The following is a 21,550-nucleotide window of genomic DNA, read 5'->3' as shown; positions in this document are numbered from 1 at the left end:
GGGATTGGAAGCACGTTAAACGGTATGCTATAATAACATAAACCAAGTACAAGAATTGCATAAAGAAGGTTAGGGGGCTGGTTGAATGTCCGAAGCCGTCACACAATTAACTGAATCTCTTTTACAGCAATTCAAGAATGAGACCTTTGTGCTTCTTAGCACAGTGGATGTAGAATCCGGAGGTCCGACTTCAACAGCCATCTCCTGGATTTATGCGGAGAATGCTTCTACTTTTCGTTTAGCGATCGATCATCGTTCACGTTTAGTGAATAACATGATTACTAATCCGCTCATTACAGTGACTGTCTTTGGAGAAGAGACGGTGTACGCAGTGAACGGACGTGCTGCGGTACGACAAGATCCGCTGCAGGACGTTCCATTTAATATGTGTTGTTTCGACATTACAATTGAAGCGGTGAGGAATGCTCTGTTTTACGGCGCTCAATTGTCCTCTGTGCCTCAATATGTCAAAATATATGATCAGCGTGCTGCTGAGAAATTAGATGAGCAGGTTTTTGCTGCCATGAAAAAAGCCTAGTGAGAGATCACTGGGCTTTTTGTTGTCTTTTGTCCGTTGAATGCTGCTGCATTTGTTGTTCTTGATCCTCGTGTTCATCCGGATTTTGACGGACTTTGACGTCTTTCGGGAGTTGAGGGATAATTCGTCCCACCATGTCAGCAAGTTCTGAAGCAAAACCGGAGATTGGATGCCCTTGACGAATATGTTCACCGATTTCTTTAATTCGTTCAGTGACATCTGCATCTGCAGTAACGATGGAATCTACACCTTCGGGGTCTTTGCGAAGTGCTTCGGCAACAGCGTACTTAATGGTACCCACCCGAGCACGTTCCAGTTCACCATCAACATCGATGCCAACTACGGCTGTATTACCGAGTATGACGCAGTTCGCATCTTCAACACCTTCCACTTGCTTGGCAAGGGCTTTAAGGTGATTGATTCGTTTTTCATTGGGCATCCGGCCACTCTTTGCATCATCCGCAATGTTGGTATCATGGACTTCACCTGTATCCTCATTGAGGCGGTCCAAACGTGAAGGATTCATCCGATCTTCCTGTGCATTGAGCATGTGAGATCCTTTCCTTTGATCTTGCTGAGTTGTTATATTTCCTCCGTAACTTCTTGGATGCGATGTATGTGGCTCCTGTGAAGCACTGCGTGTGGAACTGTTGCAACCTGTAAGTATAAAGATCAGAAGCAGCGTGCAAACCCATTTTTTCATAAATGTTCATCCTTTCTTGGAGTTTTTCAGAATGGTTGACAATTATTTTGCCCTAGTCGAATACATTTATGTATGGGATCATGATTGTCCATGCCGCTGCTGAAAGATCACACTATCCATGCCTTTAACGACGCCGCTTTGGAGGGGATTGAATGAAAAAGATTTTTGTATTGGATACCAACGTGCTTCTGCATGACCCCAATGCCATATTTGCCTTTGATGAACATGAGGTAATCATTCCCGCGGTTGTACTGGAGGAGATTGACTCCAAAAAAAGAAATGCCGATGAAATTGGGCGTAATGCCCGTAATGTGTCCAGACTGTTGGATGGATTACGTGAGCTGGGTCACCTGCACAGTGGGGTACCTTTGGCTAATGGAGGTAACCTGAAAGTAGAGCTGAATCATCGGAGTTTCGTGAAAGTTCAGGAAATGTTCGGTGAAGTGTCCAACGATAATCGCATTTTGGCTGTCGCACTGAATTATCAGATTGAGGAGAACGAAAAGGAAGTAGTCGAACGTCAGGTCGTGCTTGTCAGTAAAGATGTACTTGTGCGTATCAAAGCGGATGTACTTGGTCTGTTTACACAGGATTACTTATCAGATCGGACGGCAGGACTCAGTGAGTTATATCCAGGTTATACGGCCCTAAAAGTTCATCCGTCAGTGATTGATGAGTTTTACACATATCGTTTTTTACCAATCAAACCGTTGCAGTTGTCTTATTCGTTGTATCCGAATGAATTTGTCATTCTCAAGGATGAGATGGGAACCAATAAATCGGCTTTGCTTAAAGTGAACACAGAGGGAACAAAGCTGGAGCCGCTTTTCCTCAGTAATGATAATGTCTGGGGTATTAGTGCACGTAACGCACAACAACGCATGGCATTGGAACTGCTTTTGAATGATGACATCCCGCTTGTTACCATCACCGGTAAAGCCGGAACAGGGAAAACCTTGCTGGCACTTGCAGCAGGTCTGCTTAAGGTAGAGGATGATCATAAATACAAAAAACTGTTGATCGCTCGTCCTGTCGTTCCGATGGGGAAAGATATCGGTTACTTGCCTGGTGAGAAGGAAGAAAAACTACGTCCTTGGATGCAGCCGATATATGATAATCTGGAGTTTTTGTTTGATACCAAAAAAGCCGGAGATATCGATAAAATTCTAATGGGGCTTGGCAGTATTCAGGTGGAAGCTTTAACGTATATTCGTGGAAGATCGATACCTGGACAGTTTATCATTATTGATGAAGCCCAGAATCTGTCGCGCCACGAAGTGAAGACCATTGTATCAAGGGTCGGTGAAGGCAGTAAGATTATTTTGATGGGAGACCCCGAACAGATAGACCATCCGTATCTTGATTCTGCCAGTAACGGTCTGACCTATATCGTGGAACGGTTCAAACAAGAGGGAATCAGCGGACACATCATGCTCGAAAAAGGAGAACGGTCCAAGCTGGCACAACTTGCAGCTGATTTATTGTAATATTTAGGGGATTTATTTCCCGGAAAATGTTGTTATCGAAGCCGGCTCCTGGAGCCGGCTTTTTGCTGAAAAAATAAGTAAGCGTTATTACACAGAACACGATATGCTCGTATTATGCAAAAATCCGAAAAAAGTGTTTTTCGGCAGGGTAGGACAAGAGTACTACTTATTTGTTACAATAATTGCTGCAGGAAAAAACTAGGTGAGCGGGGAGGGAAGTTAATGAAGCGTAGACATCAGGTTGTTTTGTTCGCGGTATTGCTGCTTTCGTTAACGATCTTGTCACCGAGTTTTGACTTTAGAGGTTCACAGCTTAATCAGGAACGCGATCAGGAGAAGGATGCTTTTCCTGGGTCTTCGTCCCGTAATGAAGATGCTCAAGCTCTGCTGGAGATTGTAGTGGCCATGTCGGATGAGGAGTTTCAAGCTTTTCAAAAAATAGCCAAAGAAGTTGCTGCTTCCCAGCTGGTAGAGATTAATCTTCGGAATGAGAAGCCGGATACATATAAACAAGTTTTGGATCTTGAATTTTCACTGGGAGAGAACGGTGATGTTGTTCTGCTTGATAGTGAGGAAGTGCAATACTATGCCCAAAAAGGGTACTTGTATCCGTTAAATGGAACAACATTATCAAAGTCACTAGGAGATACGATAGTGGGGTTACGGGGAATGACAGAGTGGAATGGTTATCAGTGGGGAATGCCTTTTGATTTTGATCCGTACATTCTGGCTGCACAATCTTCATTTCTGAAGAGAGCTGGTCTGGAGTCATTACCTCGCAATAAAGATCAGTGGGTCAAACTTACTCAACAAGCCATTGCGGAAAGCATCCCTTTAATTACAATGAACATCAATGATATGTACGGAACGAATGCGTGGCTGAATCATTTGGAACCGAGGATGGCACCAGATCAAGTTAAACGAACGAAAATAGATTCGCAAACGGGGGATCTTCAGCAGGGGATTCAGTTGATGAATCAGATTCAGCCCCTTATTAGGCTTGATTCTACCAATTCGGGGTTCTCTCCGACTGCTGACCCGAACGACACACCGATGGTTGTATCATTGTTATCTCAATTATTAAATGCGGATCAAGCGAGTACAGTTGATAAAGATTCTTTGGAGCGGATTTCTTTCGAAACCTTGGATACTGTAAAATCTAGAAGCCTTGTCATTACTGCGGGTTCCGTTGAGGCAGAGGAGGCCAGTAGATGGATTGAAGGAATGACGTCCGCTACGACACAGTTGAAATGGTACCAACAGGTTAACCGGTTGCCCGCAAAGCAGCAGGAACTGGATCTGGAGTCTGAGAAACTCGTTGGACGTTATGACATGACAAAGGGACAATCCTGGTTCTCAACCACCCAAGATGTCCCCGCTGCAACGATCAAAAGTCATGCTCTAATAACTCGTTTTCATCAAAAAGTACAACAATTCTTAAAGGGAGAAATTACAGCGAATCAATACGTAGACAGTATTAAAACGACGAATTAACTTTAAGTTCGTGTTCAACCTCTTTAAAATGATATAGCTAGTTTTACTTCCAGTACGCCTTCATTTGTTGAAACATCGGTTGCTTTGACAAACGACAGGATTTTCTGCGGATAGAACCCAAGGTCAAATTCTCTTTCCAGCATTCCACGAGTCGTATCTGGTAATTCAAGCTGGTTGAATACAAGTTTGTCCACATGAAAACGAATGGAGTTTTGAGGTTCATTTTCTACCGTATAATGTCCTTCAATGCTTAATTGCAACTGATCCCGCTGACCGGAAGCTATAATCTTATCCTGGTTAAACTGAAAGGCAAAGTCTTCAAAGATTGAATTTTGGGAACGCAGAAATGCATTAAGCTCATCCTGCCCAATTCGAATCGTATAGGTTGTTCCAGTCGTGGATATGCCTCCGTTTTGTTTTTGGATAAAATCGGGCAGGTTCTGCATGGCAGATGCCAAAGCTTTGAAATATCGTTTCACCTCATAGATGCCGATATTCTCCCAATAAAGGGTAAGTTCATCCATCAGTTTCTGAATCGCTGCCGCATCTCCGCTGGTGGCTATTTGGGCATCCATTTCTTTTTGCAAGGTGACTACACGTTCCCGCTGGTTTTGAAGATTAGTCTTCATTTCGGTTAATTCTGTTGTAGTCTGACGAATCTGAGTGGAAGTCTGTTGCAGGTTGCGATAACGGTCCTGATACTTGTCCAGCACAGCCTGATCCCGTCCGATAATAATCTGGTAATAATCATACAGTACAAACAGGTCTTTGAATGACCTGGCTCCCAGGACCGTCATGAGGAGGCTGTCTCGTTCTCCTGTGTAGTAGGATCTTACTACAGCTCCGGCCCGATCTTGCTGAATATGTATCTGTTCTTCCTGTTCCTGAAGCTGGACGGATAATGTCTCGTATTGTTGAGCCAGCTGCTTCTGCCTTTCGGCGATGCGTTCGATTTCGTGATCGATTTCAACAATAGATAGACTTTTTTGCAATATCTCACGTGTATCCTCAGGTGAAGACTCTCCATAGGCATGGGCTAAAGGTAGCTGGAGGAATAAAATGATGCATAATATAAAGGCGGCAATGCCGTATTGACGTTTCACCGATCCATTCTCCTTTCCACTTCTTAAATGACTATCGTACAGGCTGGTTGCCTTCCAGACAATATATGAAACAAATACGTGAAATATCCTTAGTGGTTACATAACACCACGAACATTCATTTAATCTGAACACAACAAAAAAGCAACCCGACAGATATCGGATCACTTTGATGCTGCAGGTGGATTAGAGCGGCAACCCCATTTCGAATACGGTCCAGTAGCTGAACCCCGTGAATGTTACGATCATATAACCCCAGAAGAGCAATATGTACGTTCGCTCGGTAAATTTCAAGTATCCCAAAATGACAAAAAACGCAGTCTGCAGGAAAAAAAGCAAAGCCATTTCGACCAGATCTCCCGCAAAAGCCATCAGGCCAATTGCAAGCGTGAAGAACCCGAGTACCCGAAACATGCGTGCCACGGTAAATCCTCCTCTCCTAAGTACGTTCATAGATTGTCTACACAACATTATACCGGGAAAGGAAAAACGTGTAAACAAATTTGGATATGAAAGCGAATTCTTTTTTTGCTAAAAGTAAGTATAGAGGGATATGTTTTGCATATGTCACGTATGAGCAAGCCTGAATGTGGAAATACATTTTAGTATGAAATCAATTCTATGAACTCTATGAGAGGCATAAGAATGAATGAAGCAGCTTTTATACCTAATTCACATACCGGGCTTCCGGTAATGCGGACGGTTATTTTAGGATGTTGTTAGGAGGGTATTATAGCATGACTGCAGTGAGACAGGATGCTTGGAGTACAGAGGACGATTTGATATTGGCTGAGGTTACTTTGCGTCATATTCGGGAAGGCAGTACACAATTGGCCGCTTTTGAAGAGGTGGGCGAAAAAATAGGCAGAACATCTGCCGCATGCGGTTTTCGCTGGAACAGTTGTGTACGTAAAAAGTATGATTCGGCCATCAGTAACGCCAAGGCACAACGACAAAAACGAAGTTATCTCAGAAAGCAGCCAGCTATGCTCGGACCACAGGTTGCAGCATTGTCTACACTGGACACTGAAGAACATCTGTACAAATCAGATGGGATCTCAGACGATTCATTATCGATGGATGCAGTAATCCGCTTCCTGCGACAATGGAAGGGAACAGTGCAGGAGAGTAATCGTCAACTCAAGATGCTGGAGAAGGAGCTTCGGGAGAAAGAAGATGAATTGCTTGAACTACGTCTTGAGAATGACCGTCTCTCCAAGGAAGTGAATGAAGTACAGACGGATTACCGTGTGGTGAATGACGACTACAAAGCTTTGATTCAGATTATGGATCGGGCTCGCAGACTCGCATTTTTGTCCGAAGAAGAAGAGGAACTTAAGACACGTTTCAAGATGGATGCCAACGGGAATCTGGAACGAATTGAATAACAAGTTCAGACGTTTGATTTGTGAAAGTCAGGTATGAACCCGCCACACCTCCGTTACACAACGGCAGGTATGACGGGTTTTTAGTTTGGTGTTTTTGTTCTATTATAGATATTAGAAGGCAACTACTGAAGCGGAGAGGAGTGCATCATATGATCATTGACATCGTAGGAGCGGGGGCACTTGGTCTTTTGTATGGCGGGAAACTGCTGGCATCAGGTAACCAGGTCAGATTTTGGACCAGAACAACAGCTCAGGCAGACCTCCTCAGTCATAATGGAGTAACCATTGTGGAACAAGACGAGGAGATACATATTCTACCGGATCAAATACAGGCGAAACCAGTAAGTGAGCTGACTGACACTTGGAAGAACACACCAGGAGAATGGTTACTGCTCATGGTTAAGCAGACAAGCATTGATGATTTCATTCATGAGATTAGTCAATTACAAGATCATGTGGTGAATATCGCTTGTTTTCAGAATGGGATGGGCCACCTGGCAAAACTTCACGCAGCTTTGCCAAAGTCGCTTCTGTGTAGTGCGGTTACAACAGAAGGTGCGAAGCGTACACAAAGTCAGGTGATTCGTGCAGGTACAGGTGAAACCAGGCTGGGGAGGTACAACACACATATAGTAGCTTCTACCTCTATAGAGGAGAAGAGAACATTTACTCTGTCGGGATCGTTGCAGCAGGCAGGATTTGACTGTACAGTGTCGAATGAAATCGATAAGCTGATATACAGGAAACTATTGATTAATGCAGTCATTAACCCGCTTACAGCACTATGGCGAATCCCTAATGGAGAATTGATCGTCAAGGAAGAACGAAAGAGGTTAATGCGCCAGTTATATGATGAAGTATTGTTAATCTATTCTGCAAGTGGAATATGTTTGGATCAGGATATGTGGGATCAACTACTATCGGTCTGTCGTTCTACTGCCACGAATACTTCCTCCATGCTTGCAGATGTTCTCGCTGGACGTGGTACAGAAGTGAGGTCAATTAACGGTCATATTGTAAGAATGGCACAGAAGTTGGACCTTGTTGCACCTACACATGAAATACTGCTTCATCTGATTGAAGGAATGCAACCGGAAGGAGTGAATGAATGGGACTTTTTATTGTGTTGAGCATATTGCCCTTTTTTCCGTTCTTTCTTGTTTATTGGGGAATGTATGTGTGGAAAAAAGACAAACGCAAAGCATTGCGAATGGCAATGGATGTAACCACTTTTTTTCTTGTATTTTCAGTTTCAGCGTTATTCAACTTAACATTTGATTCGAATTTTGGTTTTTATCTGACATTAATACTCATACTAGTAGCACTTGGATTCATCGGGGGTGCGCAAAATCGACTAAAAGGGAAGGTTGATAGGGGTAGAATGTTCCGGGCCGTATGGCGCATGTCTTTCGTCATCATGAGTTTCGGGTATGTTTTGTTTACTTTATTTGGATTATTTAGATACTTCATGCAACAGATGTAAGGATACATAACGCAAAAAGGCTAAAAAATGTGTCGATTTTGTCGAAAACTGAAAAAAACATTACTTTCTGAAAAAGTAATGTAGATTTTTTTGACCGGTGGTTGTATAATCTATAAACATATAAACCATATCAATTTAGGGGGAACGTGTTAGATGAAAAGGAAAAGTCTATTAGTCCTTTTGACGCTGATTTTGGCGTTCGGTACCGTACTTGCAGCGTGCGGATCGAAAAACGAAGGCACAGGTAACACCGATACTGGTTCTGCAAGCGAAGGAAATGGTCTTGCTAAAGATCAAATTCTGAAAATCAACCTGTCAGCTGAACCTCCTACGTTGGACCCGGCTCAAGCAAAAGACAGCCAAACCAACACAGTTCTGAAATTCTTGTATGAAGGTCTTGTACGCATCGATGCTGATGGCAAAGAACAAGCTGGCGTAGCTAAAGACTGGACAATCTCCGAAGATGGTTTGAAATATGTTTTCAACCTGAACCCGGATGCTAAATGGAGTAACGGTGATGCAATCACTGCCGAAGACTTTGTTCGTTCTTGGGAACGTGCTTTGAAACCGGAAACAGCTTCTCCATATGCATACCAATTGTACTATATTAAAGGCGCTGAAGGTTACAACCTCAGCAAAGATGAAACATACAAAGGTACTAAAGTCACAGATTTCTCACAAGTAGGCGTTAAAGCTACTGATGAGCACACATTGGAAGTAACATTGGAAAACCCAACACCTTACTTCTTGGGTCTGACAGCATTCTACACGTACTACCCAGTACATGCATCTGCTGACACCAATGACAAATTCTTCACAGACTACAAAAACATGATCGTTAACGGACCATTTGTAATGGATCAATACTCTAAAGGTCAAAAAATTGTTGTGAAGAAAAACGATGGTTACCATGCAGCTGCCGATATTAAATTGGCTCAAATCGATATGTCTCTGACAAACAGCAGTGCTTCCGAACTGCAAGCTTACAAATCAGGACAATTGGACTACACTGGTGCACCTAACGGTGAAATTCCATCCGACCAAATTCCTTCTGTAAAAGCGGAATTGCCGGACGAGTTCAAAGCTACTGGTATTGCAAGTACGTACTACTATCAGTTCAACGTAAACGAAGCACCATTTAACAACGTTAAAATCCGTAAAGCATTTGCAATGGCAATTCAGCGTCAGCTGATTGTTGACAAAGTTACACAAGGTGGACAAATTCCAGCATTCGGCTTCGTACCTCCAGGTATCCGTGGTGAAAACGGCGAATTCCGTGATGAGCACAAAGACGATTACTTCACAGAAAATGTGGAAGAAGCTAAAGCATTGCTTGCTGAAGGTATGAAAGAAGAAGGTTACACAACATTGCCAGCTGTTACGTTGATCTACAACACTAGTGATGGTCACGCGAAAATCGCTTTGGCGGTTGCTGACATGTGGAAACAAAATCTTGGTGTTGATGTGAAAACAGAAAACCAAGAGTGGGGCGTATTCCTTGAGAACCGTCAAAACCAAAACTTCCAAGTAGCTCGTGCAGGTTGGTCTGCTGACTACAACGATCCATACAACTTCTTGGAAATGTGGACTACTGGAAACACAAACAATGATTCCAAATTCAGCAACGAACAGTATGACAAAGATGTTAAAGAAACTGTAAAATCTGCTGATCCAGCTGCTCGTATGGCTGCATTTGCTGACGCTGAGAAAATCCTGATTCAAGATGAAATGGGCGTTATGCCAATCTATTATTACACTAACGTATCTTTGACTAAGCCTTACCTGAAAGGCGTACAACTTGATTTCAGTGGAGCTATTGACTACACTCGTGCATATCTGGAAGAGAAATAAGTTGTTCTGAAGTCTAATATGAATACTTCGGGATATATATGTGGAATTCCATATATATCCCGATTTTTTGTATGTGCACCGATTTTCCTTATAATTCTTGAAATTTCCGATAAATGGATTGGACTTTATTTCTGTCTAATTCTACAATCGATTTGTATACAAAATATTGTTTGTGGAGGTGTGCAAGGGTTGGTTAAGTATGTGTTGAAAAAACTATTATTTATGCTGCTATCGCTTTTCATACTCGCATCTGCAACCTTCTTCCTGATGAAGGCTATTCCGGGTGACCCTTTTACATCCGAGAAAAAAGTATCGCCTGAAATTCGGGTCTTGCTGGAACAGAAGTATGGATTGGACAAACCGATGTATGAACAATACCTGAAGTATATGGGTGGAATCCTTAAGGGAGATTTCGGAGTCTCAATGAAATATCTCAATCGAGATGTAGCCGGAATGATCGGCGAAACATTCACCGCTTCGTTGAAACTTGGAGTGTTTGCAATTGTTATCTCCATTATCGTGGGTGTTCTGCTGGGGCTTATTGCTGCAGTTTACCATCGTAAACTCATTGATGATATCACGATGATCCTGGCTGTCATAGGGATAGCTGTTCCGAGCTTCTTGCTTGCGTCACTATTGCAGTATCTCTTTGCTACTAAATTAGGCTGGTTTAACGTTATGGGCTTTGATGGTCCATTGGATTACGTTCTTCCGGTTGCAGCGTTATCTGCATCTCCAATTGCTTTTATCGCTCGTTTGACGCGTTCGAGCATGCTTGAAGTCTTACATGCAGATTATATCAAAACAGCTAAAGCCAAAGGTCTGAAATGGCCTGCAATTATGTTTAAACACGTTGTAAGAAACGGTATTCTACCAGTAGTAACTTATGTTGGTCCAATGACAGCGAATATCATCACAGGTTCCGTTGTAATTGAACAGATCTTTAACATCGGGGGAATTGGTAAAGTATTCGTAGAGAGTATCACAAACCGTGATTACACTATGATCATGGGGATTACGATTTTCTATGGTATCCTCCTGATGTTGGCTCGTTTCTTTACGGATATCGCTTACGTGCTGATTGATCCTAGAATTAAGCTGGAAAGCCGGAAGGGGGCATAACGTTGTCTGGCACGAATAATAAAAAGAATGAAACGGCGAACACGAACCTGACTAGTCAGGCAGCGGTTAAACCGCAAGAAAGTGTATCCCTTTTTAAAGATGCCATGTACAGACTTGCAACCAATAAGGCTGCAATGATCAGTCTGAGTGTGTTGGTTCTTGTCGTGATTTTCTCTTTGATTGGTCCAACTTCTTTGTTTACAAGTTATAATTATTATTCCAATGATTTGTTGAATGCCAATGCAGCACCGAGTGCGGAGCACTGGTTCGGTACGGACGAGCTTGGTCGCGACGTGTGGGTAAGAACTTGGGTAGGAGCACGTGTATCCCTTACTGTAGGTTTGGCCGCAGCCTTGATTGACCTTGTTATCGGGGTTATTTATGGAGCGATCATGGGTTTCTACGGTGGACGTGTAGATGGAATTATGAACAAGTTTTCCGAAATCCTCTACTCCTTGCCATACATGCTTGTTGTAATTTTGTTGCTGGTTGTACTGGAACCAAGTCTAACAACGATTATCATTGCCCTCACCATCACAGGCTGGATCAGCATGTCATGGATTGTGCGTGGTGAAATTATGCAACTCAAAAACAGAGACTTTATTCTTGCTGCAAGGTCCATGGGAGCAAGCACAGGGCGTCAATTGTTCCGTCATTTGTTGCCCAATGCAATAGGACCGATTCTTGTAACATTGACGTTGTCCATTCCAAATGCAATCTTTGCCGAAGCGTTCCTGAGCTTCCTTGGATTGGGTGTATCTGCACCAAGATCTTCACTAGGTTCTATGATCAATGATGCACTTACAGGCTGGACGCTATTCCCGTGGCGGATGTGGTTCCCAGCAGGTCTGATGGTTCTTACAATGCTTGCATTTAACTTGCTCGGAGACGGTCTGCGTGACGCACTCGATCCGAAATTACGTAAATAGAAACAGGAGGTGGGATTATGGAGCCGATTTTAACTGTCAAAGACCTGAGTGTGTCGTTCTCAACACGTTCTGGTGAATTTGATGCCGTTAAACATGTGAGTTTTGAACTTGGCAAAGGAGAGACGCTGGGGATCGTAGGTGAATCGGGTAGTGGTAAGAGTGTTACCGCCCAAACCATCATGAAATTGATTCCCTCCCCGCCTTCGAAGGTCAAAAGCGGAGAAATTACTTTTCACGGGCAAGACCTGCTGAATAAGACAGACAAACAAATGGAAGCGATTCGTGGTAAAGATATCGGTATGATCTTCCAAGATCCAATGACTTCATTGAATCCTACCATTAAAATTGGTAAACAAATTACCGAAGTATTGCGCAAGCACCAGAACATGTCCAAACAAGCGGCGAATAAAGCGGCTTTGGAGATGCTTGAACTTGTAGGTATTAAAAATGCGGCTATTCGCATGAATCATTATCCTCACCAATTCTCTGGTGGTATGCGTCAGCGTGCCATGATTGCAATCGCGCTTGCTTGTCGTCCATCTCTTCTGATTGCAGATGAGCCGACAACTGCACTTGACGTTACAATCCAGGCTCAAATTCTGGATGTAATGAAAGACATGCAGCAAAAGCTTGGAACATCAATCATGCTCATTACGCATGACCTTGGTGTTGTAGCAGGTATGTGTGACCGTGTGGTTGTTATGAAAGAAGGCGAAGTTGTTGAAACAGGAACAACCGCTGAAATCTTTAGTAACCCTCAACATCCATATACGATTAAATTGCTAAATGCTTTGCCTCGCCTGGACGAGCCCAAAAAGGAAAAACCAGCTCCGGCTGGTATTATCAAAGGCAGCAACAAGCCTCTGGTACAAGTGAAAAACTTGAAACAGTACTTTAATTTGGGTAAAGGTAACATTCTCAAAGCGGTCAATGATGTAAGCTTTGATATCTTTGAAGGTGAAACACTTGGCGTTGTAGGCGAGTCCGGCTGTGGTAAATCCACAACAGGTCGTACTATTCTGCGTCTTTACGAGCCAACGGGTGGAAATGTTAACTTTAACGGAACGGATATCTACAAGTTGTCTCCGCGCAAAATGAAAGAAATGCGTAAAGATATGCAGATGATCTTCCAAGATCCATATGCATCCCTTAACCCGCGTTTCAACGTAATGGATATTATCGGGGAGTCCCTGGATATTCATGGCCTGGCTTCCAGCTCTAAAGAGCGTAAGAGACGAGTGGAGGAGCTGCTTGATCTGGTAGGTTTGAACCCAAGTCATGCACTGCGTTATCCACATGAATTCTCCGGTGGTCAAAGACAACGGATCGGGATTGCGCGTGCGCTTGCTGTAGACCCTAAATTCATCATCTGTGATGAGCCATTGTCTGCACTGGATGTATCCATTCAGGCACAAGTCGTGAAGTTGCTTGAAGAACTTCAACAACGTCTCGGCTTGACTTACCTGTTTATCGCGCATGACTTGTCGATGGTTAAACATATCAGTGACCGTGTCGCTGTAATGTACATGGGTAAAGTGGTTGAGCTCGCAGAAAGTGAAGAACTGTATGCGAACCCTATCCACCCTTATACCAAAACATTGCTCTCAGCAATCCCTGTACCTGACCCGGAAGTGGAAGCGAACAAACGTCGCATCTTGCTGCCGGAAGAGCATATGAGCCCGATTCAGAATGGATCTGGTGGTCCTGCAAATGACCCGTACAACTTGGAAAATGCTCAATTGATTGAGGTTTCCAAAGGTCACTGGGTTGCAGAACCTTACGTATAATAGGAATATTAAAGCGATATGCTATTATTGATGTATTAAATGCCGCCGACTCGTTCGGCGGTTTTTTTCGTATTTTAATCACTTTCTTTTGACGAAGCGGCCTTGAATTCGGTACAATCAAGAAAGGCTCTTTGAAGCAGAATAGGAGGCAGACCTCATGAACGGTATTACCGAGGCACTCCGCAGCGGATCAAGACTTGCAGAAGAATATATCTGTTCAAGAGATGCTGCGCGTGGCCTTTACGAGTATGACATTCGCTGGGAATCAGGACTTCAGGCGCGTGCCGAGTGGCTGGACCAATCGGAAAACACACGTATTGATCGTCGTGATCTGGCAGAGTATTTACGTATATATAATAAGCGGGTGAACGACCATGGAGAGGTTCATGCGTCTATCACACGTCTTGCAGAACAAGATGCACTCGTGGTTACAGGAGGACAGCAGAGCGGTCTGCTCACCGGACCCCTGTTCGTCATATACAAAGCCGCCAGCGTAGTGGCAGCTGCGCGTGAAGCGGAAGAAAGACTTCAACGCCCGGTAGTCCCAGTATTTTGGATTGCCGGTGAAGACCATGACTGGGATGAGGTTAACCACACATATCTACCTGATCATCAGGGAGACATGAAGAAGGTTAAGTTACAAGGACGATTCGCAGGAAGGGATTCTGTGAGTAATGTTCATGTGGATAAACAGCAGTGGATGAATGTACTCGAACAGGTGGAACATCTTTTACCTGATACGATACATAAACCAGGACTGATGAAATGTATCACAGAGATCCATCAATCCAGTTCAAATCTGAGTGATGCATTTGCCCGCATGATATCTGCCTTGTTTGCCAGCAGTGGACTTGTTCTAATGGATGCATCGGATCCAGATTTACGCAGGTTGGAACAGCCCGTGTTTGAGCGGTTGATACGAAAAAATGCAGTGCTGCGCAACGCATACACACAAGGTGCTTCGCAGGTACAACAAGCTGGTTATGCTATGCCTGCCGAAGTAGCAGAGGATGGAGCCAATCTGTTCTACATTCATGAAGGTGCGCGTCTACTCTTGTTGTTGAAGGACGGGTTATATAGTGATCGCAAAGGTTTGGTTTCTTTTACAGAGGAACGTTTGCTTCAAGAACTGGGAGAACATCCGGAGCGCTTCAGTAACAACGTACTGACACGACCATTAATGCAAGATTCCGTGCTGCCTGTAGCCGCTGTTATTTTGGGGCAAGGTGAAATTGCATATTGGGGTTTGACTCGGGAAGCATTCCGTCAGTTCGGACTGCAAATGCCCATTTTGTTGCCGCGGTTGTCTTTCACCATTATGGAAGATATTCATCACAAACATATGAAACAATATGGACTTTCTTTTCAGGATGTTCAATATCATATGGAAGAAAAGAAAGAGCAGTGGCTCGCACAGCAGGAGACGTTCCAGGTAGATGAACAGTTTGACAAGGTTCAGGAAGGGTTTCTTGATCTGTATGGACCGTTGCTTGATGAGATCGCGGAGATTCATCCGGGGCTGGAACGAATTGGGGATACCAATTTGAGTAAAATCAACGAGCAAATGCAGTATCTGAAACAGCAGACTCACAAAGCTATCGAAGATAAACATAACGTGAGTCTAAGGCACTGGAACGGCATTCAGAACTCCTTATTCCCAACGGGCAAACCACAGGAACGAGTACATAATGCACTCTTTTACCTGAATCGTTATGGCACCGAGTGGATCGATGAACTGATTAAGGCCTCAAGCGAATTCCTTGGAGAGCACAAGGTCATTGCACTGTAGAGCCCTTTATAATAGAAGAAACACATAAATGAGGAGGATATGAAATGACTACACCTGCGTTGCAAAATAGTATTGTTAAAGATATGGGACTCGCTTCAGAGGGGCACCTGAAAATTGATTGGGTAGAAGCGCATATGCCGGTACTGAACCGCATTCGTCGCCAGTTCGAACAGGATCTGCCCTTCAAAGGTTTGAAGGTTGCCATTTGTCTTCATCTGGAAGCGAAAACAGCTTACTTGGCAAAAGTGATCCAAGCGGGTGGTGCAGAAGTAACAATTACGCATAGCAATCCATTGTCTACACAAGATGATGTTTGCGCAGCATTGGTGGAAGACGGCGTTACGGTGTATGCGAAGTACAATCCGGAGCCTGCGGAATTCAAATCATTGCAACTGCGTGCGCTTGAGGTGAAGCCTGATCTCATTATTGATGATGGTGGAGACTTTGCAACCATTATTGCATCCGAGCGCCCTGACCTCGCAGCAACAATTCGCGGAGGAGCAGAAGAAACGACAACGGGTATTATCCGTTTGAAAGCATTGGCGAAAGAAGGCCAATTGAAGTTTCCGATGGTTGCGGTTAATGACGCATACTGCAAGTATCTGTTTGACAATCGCTACGGTACGGGACAATCTGCATTCGACGGGATTATTCGTACAACAAACTTGGTTATCGCTGGTAAAAACGTAGTGGTAGCAGGTTATGGCTGGTGTGGTAAAGGTGTAGCGATGCGCGCCAAAGGTCTTGGTGCGAATGTGATCGTAACCGAAATCGATCCAATCAAAGCGGTAGAAGCACACATGGACGGATTCCGAGTCATGACGATGGTGGAAGCCGCCAAATTGGGCGATTTCTTTATTGCAGTTACAGGCAATAAAGATGTTATCACAGGGGAGCATTACGATGTAATGAAGGATGGAGCGATCCTGAGTAATGCGGGTCACTTTGATGTTGAAGTGAATAAACCTGAACTGGCTAAACGTTCCGAATCGATTCGTACAGTTCGTCGCAACATTGAGGAATATCGTTTCAAAGATGGTCGTAAAATGTACCTTCTTGCAGAAGGTCGTCTTGTGAACCTGGGTGCAGCAGATGGTCACCCTGCCGAAATCATGGATACGACGTTTGCCCTGCAGGCACTTGGTCTGCGTTATGTAAGTGAAAATTATGAAAACTTGGGTAATAACGTTGTTAATGTACCTTATGATATTGACCAGCAGGTTGCCAGCTATAAACTTGAAAGCCTGAATATTGGCATCGACTCCTTGTCAGCTGAGCAAGAGAAATACCTGGATAGCTGGAAATTTTAAGCTTTATCCAATAATTACAAGCTGATGAAATGATTCAATAGGTATAGAATAGTTTATTGATGATATGGCTCATGTGCGGGTAGACATACGATTGCCCGTTTACGGGAAGCGTCTTTGATCCTGAGTGACAGGATCAAGGACGTTTTTTTATGCTGAAAAATTAAAAAATCAAGTCATGCAAGAAGGGTTTTGATTTTTTTGTGCGAATCTATTATGCTTAGGTGGTGGAAAGTGGGGCAAAGTGGGAGAAACGGGTGAGGAGTGAGTGGGCCAATGTTTATGGGGGAGTTCCAACATAGCATTGATGATAAGGGTCGGGTTATCATTCCGGCTAAATTCCGCGAATCTCTGGGACCGTCTTTCGTTGTCACACGGGGTTTGGACCAGTGTCTTTTCGTGTACCCCGTGGAGGAGTGGGGGGTCATGGAACAGAAGCTCAAAGCACTGCCATTGATGAAATCTGATGCACGTGCGTTTACCCGGTTTTTTTTCTCGGGTGCAACCGAATGTGAACTGGACAAACAGGGCAGGGTAAATCTGCCGGGAAACTTAAGAGAGTATGCCAAGCTGGACAAGGATTGTGTTGTTCTTGGCGTGTCAAACCGGGTGGAGATTTGGAGCAAAGGCATATGGGAGAGTTATTTCAATCAATCCGAAGAAGCATTCAACGACATTGCCGAAAAGCTGGTCGATTTTAATTTTGATTTATAAAGTCAGGAGGGGTGCAGGTTGTTTCACCACATAACCGTACTCAAAGAAGAGGCAACAGAGGGATTAAACATCAAGCAGGACGGTATATACGTGGACTGCACTTTAGGCGGTGGCGGACATAGCTCCGTGATTGCTTCCAAGCTCGGTCCAGGGGGACGTCTGATCGCACTTGATCAGGATGATTGGGCTTTGGATAATGCTCGCGAGAAGCTCGCTGCTTATGGAGAACATGTAACATTGGTGAAAACCAATTTTCGAGATCTGGAACAGGTACTCAAGGATCTGGATGTACCAATGAAGGATGGTGCACCACAGGTCGATGGTATTTTGTACGACTTGGGTGTGTCATCTCCGCAATTTGATGAAGGAGAACGTGGGTTCAGCTACAATCACGATGCTCCGCTCGATATGCGAATGGACCAGGATGCAATGCTGACGGCTAAAGAGATTGTGAATGAGTGGCCAGAAGAAGAGATTGCTCGAATTTTGTATCGCTATGGTGAAGAGAAGTTTTCGAGAAGAATTGCCCGTGTTATCGTCGGAAAACGAGCGCAGTCTACCATTGAGACGACAGGAGAACTCGTGGAACTGATCAAGGAAGGCATCCCGGCGGCAGCTCGCCGTACCGGTGGACATCCTGCCAAACGCAGCTTCCAGGCATTACGCATTGCCGTCAACGATGAGTTAGGTGCCTTTGAAGAAGGCTTGCATCAGGCTGTTCGTTGTCTGGCACCAGGAGGACGTGTATCTGTTATTACCTTCCACTCCCTTGAGGATCGGATATGTAAACAGATTTTCAGCAGTTATCTGGAAAAATGTACATGTCCACCCGATTTTCCGTTGTGTGTATGCGGCGGCAAAGGGACCCTGCGTTTAGTTAACAGAAAACCGTTGATTCCAACGGAAACGGAATTGACCGAAAATTCACGTGCTCGTTCAGCCAAGCTGCGCGTAGCCGAGAAATTGTAGATCAAGAGTGGAGGAGAGAATCGGAGTATGGCATATACACGTGGTAATCTCGCTGTAAAAGAAAAAGCGTCCCAGGAACGTGTGACCCAGCAACGATACAAAGAAACCACCAAAGTGGTGACCCGTCGTACGGGTCTTCCGGCACGCGAGAAGATTCTGTATCTGATTACCCTGGTTGCAGTTATCCTGGTTGGAGGAGCCTTGATGTCTCGTTATGCTCATATCTATGATCTGAACAAGCAGGCGCAGTCCACTATTTCGGATATCAAGGGGTATGAAAAGACGATTGCAGACCTGCAGGTGGAAAAAGAAACATTGAACAACCAGGTCATCGAAAATGCAAAACAACTTGGTTACGTTGAAGCTTCCGGTAAGGATGTCATTTATGTACCTCGCTCAACAAGTACGAATTTAACTGGTACTGAGTCGTCCTCGAATACAGCAAGCAGTAAGTAAAGAGGTGTTCCGATGATAAAAAGAATAAAGATGCGCACGTTGCTTATAGGGGGATGTATTACCCTCTTTTTTCTTGTACTCGTAACCCGAATCTTTTTCATTCAAGTTGTGAATGGCGGTGTATGGCAGGAACGGGCAGCCGGTTTGGTAGAGCGGGAACAGACGATTAAGGCTGCACGTGGAACGATTACGGATCGAAATGGTAATATTTTGGCTACCGATGCGCCTGCATACACGGTCTCGGTCAACCCCCTCTTGATCGATGAACTTGGCATACAGGATGTTGTCACGGAGAAACTCTCTACCCTTCTAGGGAAAAATGAGAGTGAGATGCGTGCTCTGGTAACAGCCAAAAATAAAGATGGAATTTTCTATCAGCAACGTGAAGTACGCAGTGAAGGTTATAAAATAAGTCCTGAACTTGCGGCACAAGTCAACGAATTGCGTGAAGAACTGCAAGATGAATATAAGGCGCGTAATGCAATTGTGATGGCTCAGGAGTCGAAGCGTTTTTACCCTGAAGAAACACTTGCTTCTCACCTCTTGGGATATATGAGCCGTGATGGGAAAGCTGTCAATGGACTTGAAGTCTCATATGATGAAGCACTGACAGGTACAGATGGATATTTGAATTATCAGAAGGATGCCAAAGGCATTAAACTTCCGGATTCACAGGATAACTATCTGCCACCTCAGAACGGTAAGAACCTTACGCTGACCATCGATGATACGATCCAGTTCTACATTGAGGATGCAATGAAAGAAGCCGTTGCCAAGTATAATCCACTGAGCATGACGGTCATTGCCGCGGACCCAAACACGATGGAGATTCTAGGGATGGCGAACTGGCCAACCTTTAACCCGAATACGTATGGGAGTACACCTGATCAAAAGAATTTTATCAACCATGCTACTCAATCCATCTATGAGCCAGGTAGTACATTCAAAATAGTTACTCTAGCAGGGGCTGTTGAAGAAAAACTCTTCGATCCCAATGCAAGTTTTGAATCCAAACGCATGTATATCGGTGGTTTCCCGATTAGTGATAATGGTCATTCCTATGGTTGGATCTCGTATCTCGAAGGTGTCAAACGGTCAAGTAACATTGCTTTTGTTAACTTGGGTTACAACATGCTTGGCGGCGAACGTCTGCGTCATTACATAGACGAATTCGGCTTCGGCAAAAAGACGGGTATTGATCTGCCAAATGAGGCAGCGTCCCCGATCAAGCCACTGGTTTACAAATCCGAGATTGCTACTGCTGCTTACGGTCACGGTCTTGTACAGGTAACACCAATTCAACAGGTCGCAGCCATCTCTGCGATTGCCAACGGCGGCAAATTGCTGGAGCCACATCTGGTGAAGGAGATCAAGAACCCGAATGATGGAACAACGGAAGTCATCAAACCCAAAGTTGTTCGTCAGGTGATTTCCAAGGAATCTTCCAAACTGGTGAGCGGTTATCTGGAACAAGTGGTTGCAGACCAAACGATTGGTACCGGTCGTAACGCCTATATTGAAGGTTACCGTGTAGCTGGTAAGACAGGTACAGCAAGAAAGGTTGTTAACGGAGCATACAGCAAGTCAAAAGACGTTGTATCGTTTATTGGATTCGCGCCTGTGAATAATCCGAAGATTGCTATACTTGTTGTCATTGACCAACCGGATGGAACCAACATTGGGGGAGGAACCGCAGCTGCGCCGGTGTTCAAAAAGATTGTCAGCCAGACTCTTCAATACATGGGAATACCCAAAGATACAGCCAAAACTCCTGACAAAAAGTCAAAAGAAGTCTCTGTCGTGCAAGCCAAGGCGCCTGACTTAAGTGGCAAAACAGCCAAACAGGCCAGAAGCCAGCTTCTAAGCGCAGGTATTGCTTATGTGACTCTTGGTCAAGGTGATAATGTAATTCGGCAGTATCCGGTTGCTGGCGCCTCTATGAATCCAGGCCAACGAATCTATCTGCTAACGGAAGAAAGCAGCAAGATGAAGATTCCCGATCTAACAGGTGAATCTCTCCGGGATGCCCTTGAAGTACTTTCTCTCATGAAAGTGGGGGTTACGGTCAAGGGCGAGGGTTATGTCGTGAAGCAAACCGAGCAGGTCGCAGGTGAGCAGAGAACTGTGCAGTTGAACTTGCAAACTGCCAAAGCTGCAGTGACAGGTATAGCCGATGAGGCTCCGATCTCTTCTGATCCGTCGTCAGAAGCTGAAGTGAAGGAACAAGAGCCTTCGGGCGGAGAAGGTAAAACCGACGGAACAGACGAAACAGACGAAACAGATAACAACAAGACTCCTGCCAATGAATCCGAATCCTCTGACGATCCAGCAACAAACGGAGCTACGCTTCCTTAGAGAGCTCTGACAGCTTGTTCTAACCCCCGGTTGTCCTGAATATTCATGAATGGAACGAATGTCATGATTTTGGGACG

General features: G+C 44.4%; 19 protein-coding genes. 16 read left to right on the top strand and 3 right to left on the bottom strand.

Features of this window, described 5'->3' with window-relative positions; genetic code table 11:
* Positions 1 to 85 precede the first annotated feature (85 nt).
* Positions 86 to 538 carry a pyridoxamine 5'-phosphate oxidase family protein gene (locus ACE04G_RS24685; protein WP_076211583.1) on the top strand — a complete coding sequence of 151 codons (453 nt, stop codon included), beginning with the start codon at positions 86 to 88 and terminating at the stop codon, positions 536 to 538.
* A 7-nt stretch (positions 539 to 545) separates the two neighbouring features.
* Here ACE04G_RS24685 and ACE04G_RS24680 read toward each other — a convergent pair whose 3' ends face one another.
* Entirely contained in the window at positions 546 to 1,241 is a 696-nt protein-coding gene (locus tag ACE04G_RS24680; protein ID WP_449004883.1) for a YhcN/YlaJ family sporulation lipoprotein, read from the bottom strand.
* Between the two features lie 152 nt (positions 1,242 to 1,393).
* Between ACE04G_RS24680 and ACE04G_RS24675 the strand changes: the two genes are divergently transcribed.
* On the top strand, positions 1,394 to 2,728 hold the full coding sequence (locus tag ACE04G_RS24675; RefSeq protein ID WP_449004882.1) for a PhoH family protein: 1,335 nt from the start codon (positions 1,394 to 1,396) through the stop codon (positions 2,726 to 2,728).
* 222 nt (positions 2,729 to 2,950) lie between these two features.
* On the top strand, positions 2,951 to 4,222 hold the full coding sequence (locus tag ACE04G_RS24670) for an extracellular solute-binding protein (RefSeq protein WP_339305048.1): 1,272 nt from the start codon (positions 2,951 to 2,953) through the stop codon (positions 4,220 to 4,222).
* Positions 4,223 to 4,245: 23 nt separating this feature from the next.
* On the opposite strand, the gene ACE04G_RS24665 is transcribed toward ACE04G_RS24670, so the two are convergent.
* Both ACE04G_RS24665 and ACE04G_RS24660 read right to left on the bottom strand, forming a co-directional pair.
* A complete protein-coding gene (locus ACE04G_RS24665) occupies positions 4,246 to 5,325 on the bottom strand; it encodes a coiled-coil domain-containing protein (protein WP_339305046.1) in 1,080 nt (359 codons plus the stop codon).
* Between the two features lie 184 nt (positions 5,326 to 5,509).
* The gene (locus ACE04G_RS24660) at positions 5,510 to 5,746 is read right to left on the bottom strand and encodes a DUF2626 domain-containing protein (protein ID WP_017687281.1); all 237 of its coding nucleotides are present in this window, start codon (positions 5,744 to 5,746) and stop codon (positions 5,510 to 5,512) included.
* A gap of 314 nt (positions 5,747 to 6,060) precedes the next feature.
* Here ACE04G_RS24660 and ACE04G_RS24655 point away from each other — a divergent pair, with 314 nt between their 5' ends.
* The 13 genes from ACE04G_RS24655 to ACE04G_RS24595 all read left to right on the top strand — a co-directional run bounded on the left by ACE04G_RS24655 (position 6,061) and on the right by ACE04G_RS24595 (position 21,473).
* Positions 6,061 to 6,711, top strand: coding sequence for an RsfA family transcriptional regulator (locus tag ACE04G_RS24655; protein WP_076211575.1), 651 nt, complete (start codon positions 6,061 to 6,063; stop codon positions 6,709 to 6,711).
* 149 nt (positions 6,712 to 6,860) lie between these two features.
* A complete protein-coding gene (locus ACE04G_RS24650) occupies positions 6,861 to 7,841 on the top strand; it encodes a ketopantoate reductase family protein (RefSeq protein ID WP_449004881.1) in 981 nt (326 codons plus the stop codon).
* Positions 7,820 to 8,194: a DUF3397 domain-containing protein gene (locus ACE04G_RS24645; RefSeq protein WP_036614898.1), complete on the top strand. Its 375-nt coding sequence runs from the start codon at positions 7,820 to 7,822 to the stop codon at positions 8,192 to 8,194. The genes ACE04G_RS24650 and ACE04G_RS24645 overlap by 22 nt, the downstream gene beginning before the upstream one ends.
* Before the next feature lie 153 nt (positions 8,195 to 8,347).
* Positions 8,348 to 10,045, top strand: a complete 1,698-nt coding sequence (locus tag ACE04G_RS24640) for a peptide ABC transporter substrate-binding protein (RefSeq protein ID WP_221822019.1) — start codon at positions 8,348 to 8,350, stop codon at positions 10,043 to 10,045.
* Between the two features lie 189 nt (positions 10,046 to 10,234).
* Complete coding sequence (locus ACE04G_RS24635; protein WP_076211567.1) at positions 10,235 to 11,167, top strand: ABC transporter permease; 933 nt, start codon at positions 10,235 to 10,237, stop codon at positions 11,165 to 11,167.
* Positions 11,168 to 11,214: 47 nt separating this feature from the next.
* Positions 11,215 to 12,096, top strand: coding sequence for an ABC transporter permease (locus ACE04G_RS24630; protein WP_370511422.1), 882 nt, complete (start codon positions 11,215 to 11,217; stop codon positions 12,094 to 12,096).
* A 17-nt stretch (positions 12,097 to 12,113) separates the two neighbouring features.
* A complete protein-coding gene (locus ACE04G_RS24625; RefSeq protein ID WP_091028470.1) occupies positions 12,114 to 13,883 on the top strand; it encodes an ABC transporter ATP-binding protein in 1,770 nt (589 codons plus the stop codon).
* Between the two features lie 157 nt (positions 13,884 to 14,040).
* Entirely contained in the window at positions 14,041 to 15,672 is a 1,632-nt protein-coding gene (bshC, locus tag ACE04G_RS24620) for a bacillithiol biosynthesis cysteine-adding enzyme BshC (protein WP_449004880.1), read from the top strand.
* 44 nt (positions 15,673 to 15,716) lie between these two features.
* Positions 15,717 to 16,982, top strand: coding sequence for an adenosylhomocysteinase (locus ACE04G_RS24615; protein WP_449004879.1), 1,266 nt, complete (start codon positions 15,717 to 15,719; stop codon positions 16,980 to 16,982).
* A gap of 273 nt (positions 16,983 to 17,255) precedes the next feature.
* The gene (gene mraZ / locus ACE04G_RS24610; RefSeq protein ID WP_221822025.1) at positions 17,256 to 17,693 is read left to right on the top strand and encodes a division/cell wall cluster transcriptional repressor MraZ; all 438 of its coding nucleotides are present in this window, start codon (positions 17,256 to 17,258) and stop codon (positions 17,691 to 17,693) included.
* Positions 17,694 to 17,711: 18 nt separating this feature from the next.
* Entirely contained in the window at positions 17,712 to 18,662 is a 951-nt protein-coding gene (gene rsmH / locus ACE04G_RS24605; RefSeq protein ID WP_221822028.1) for a 16S rRNA (cytosine(1402)-N(4))-methyltransferase RsmH, read from the top strand.
* Positions 18,663 to 18,689: 27 nt separating this feature from the next.
* On the top strand, positions 18,690 to 19,118 hold the full coding sequence (locus tag ACE04G_RS24600) for a hypothetical protein (protein ID WP_221822030.1): 429 nt from the start codon (positions 18,690 to 18,692) through the stop codon (positions 19,116 to 19,118).
* A gap of 12 nt (positions 19,119 to 19,130) precedes the next feature.
* The gene (locus tag ACE04G_RS24595) at positions 19,131 to 21,473 is read left to right on the top strand and encodes a penicillin-binding transpeptidase domain-containing protein (protein WP_405157600.1); all 2,343 of its coding nucleotides are present in this window, start codon (positions 19,131 to 19,133) and stop codon (positions 21,471 to 21,473) included.
* Positions 21,474 to 21,550 lie beyond the last annotated feature (77 nt).

This window comes from Paenibacillus sp. AGC31, from assembly GCF_057334655.1.
Note: the sequence above shows the minus strand (reverse complement) of the source record. Positions and strands in the feature narration are given on the sequence as shown.

What these genes read in the sequence shown, in the direction of transcription:
- ACE04G_RS24685 (WP_076211583.1), top strand. Translation starts at nt 86, where the DNA reads ATGTCCGAAGCCGTCACACAATTAACTGAATCTCTTTTACAGCAATTC.
- ACE04G_RS24680 (WP_449004883.1), bottom strand. Translation starts at nt 1,241, where the DNA reads ATGAAAAAATGGGTTTGCACGCTGCTTCTGATCTTTATACTTACAGGT.
- ACE04G_RS24675 (WP_449004882.1), top strand. Translation starts at nt 1,394, where the DNA reads ATGAAAAAGATTTTTGTATTGGATACCAACGTGCTTCTGCATGACCCC.
- ACE04G_RS24670 (WP_339305048.1), top strand. Translation starts at nt 2,951, where the DNA reads ATGAAGCGTAGACATCAGGTTGTTTTGTTCGCGGTATTGCTGCTTTCG.
- ACE04G_RS24655 (WP_076211575.1), top strand. Translation starts at nt 6,061, where the DNA reads ATGACTGCAGTGAGACAGGATGCTTGGAGTACAGAGGACGATTTGATA.
- ACE04G_RS24650 (WP_449004881.1), top strand. Translation starts at nt 6,861, where the DNA reads ATGATCATTGACATCGTAGGAGCGGGGGCACTTGGTCTTTTGTATGGC.
- ACE04G_RS24645 (WP_036614898.1), top strand. Translation starts at nt 7,820, where the DNA reads ATGGGACTTTTTATTGTGTTGAGCATATTGCCCTTTTTTCCGTTCTTT.
- ACE04G_RS24640 (WP_221822019.1), top strand. Translation starts at nt 8,348, where the DNA reads ATGAAAAGGAAAAGTCTATTAGTCCTTTTGACGCTGATTTTGGCGTTC.
- ACE04G_RS24625 (WP_091028470.1), top strand. Translation starts at nt 12,114, where the DNA reads ATGGAGCCGATTTTAACTGTCAAAGACCTGAGTGTGTCGTTCTCAACA.
- bshC (WP_449004880.1), top strand. Translation starts at nt 14,041, where the DNA reads ATGAACGGTATTACCGAGGCACTCCGCAGCGGATCAAGACTTGCAGAA.
- ACE04G_RS24615 (WP_449004879.1), top strand. Translation starts at nt 15,717, where the DNA reads ATGACTACACCTGCGTTGCAAAATAGTATTGTTAAAGATATGGGACTC.
- mraZ (WP_221822025.1), top strand. Translation starts at nt 17,256, where the DNA reads ATGTTTATGGGGGAGTTCCAACATAGCATTGATGATAAGGGTCGGGTT.
- ACE04G_RS24600 (WP_221822030.1), top strand. Translation starts at nt 18,690, where the DNA reads ATGGCATATACACGTGGTAATCTCGCTGTAAAAGAAAAAGCGTCCCAG.
- ACE04G_RS24595 (WP_405157600.1), top strand. Translation starts at nt 19,131, where the DNA reads ATGATAAAAAGAATAAAGATGCGCACGTTGCTTATAGGGGGATGTATT.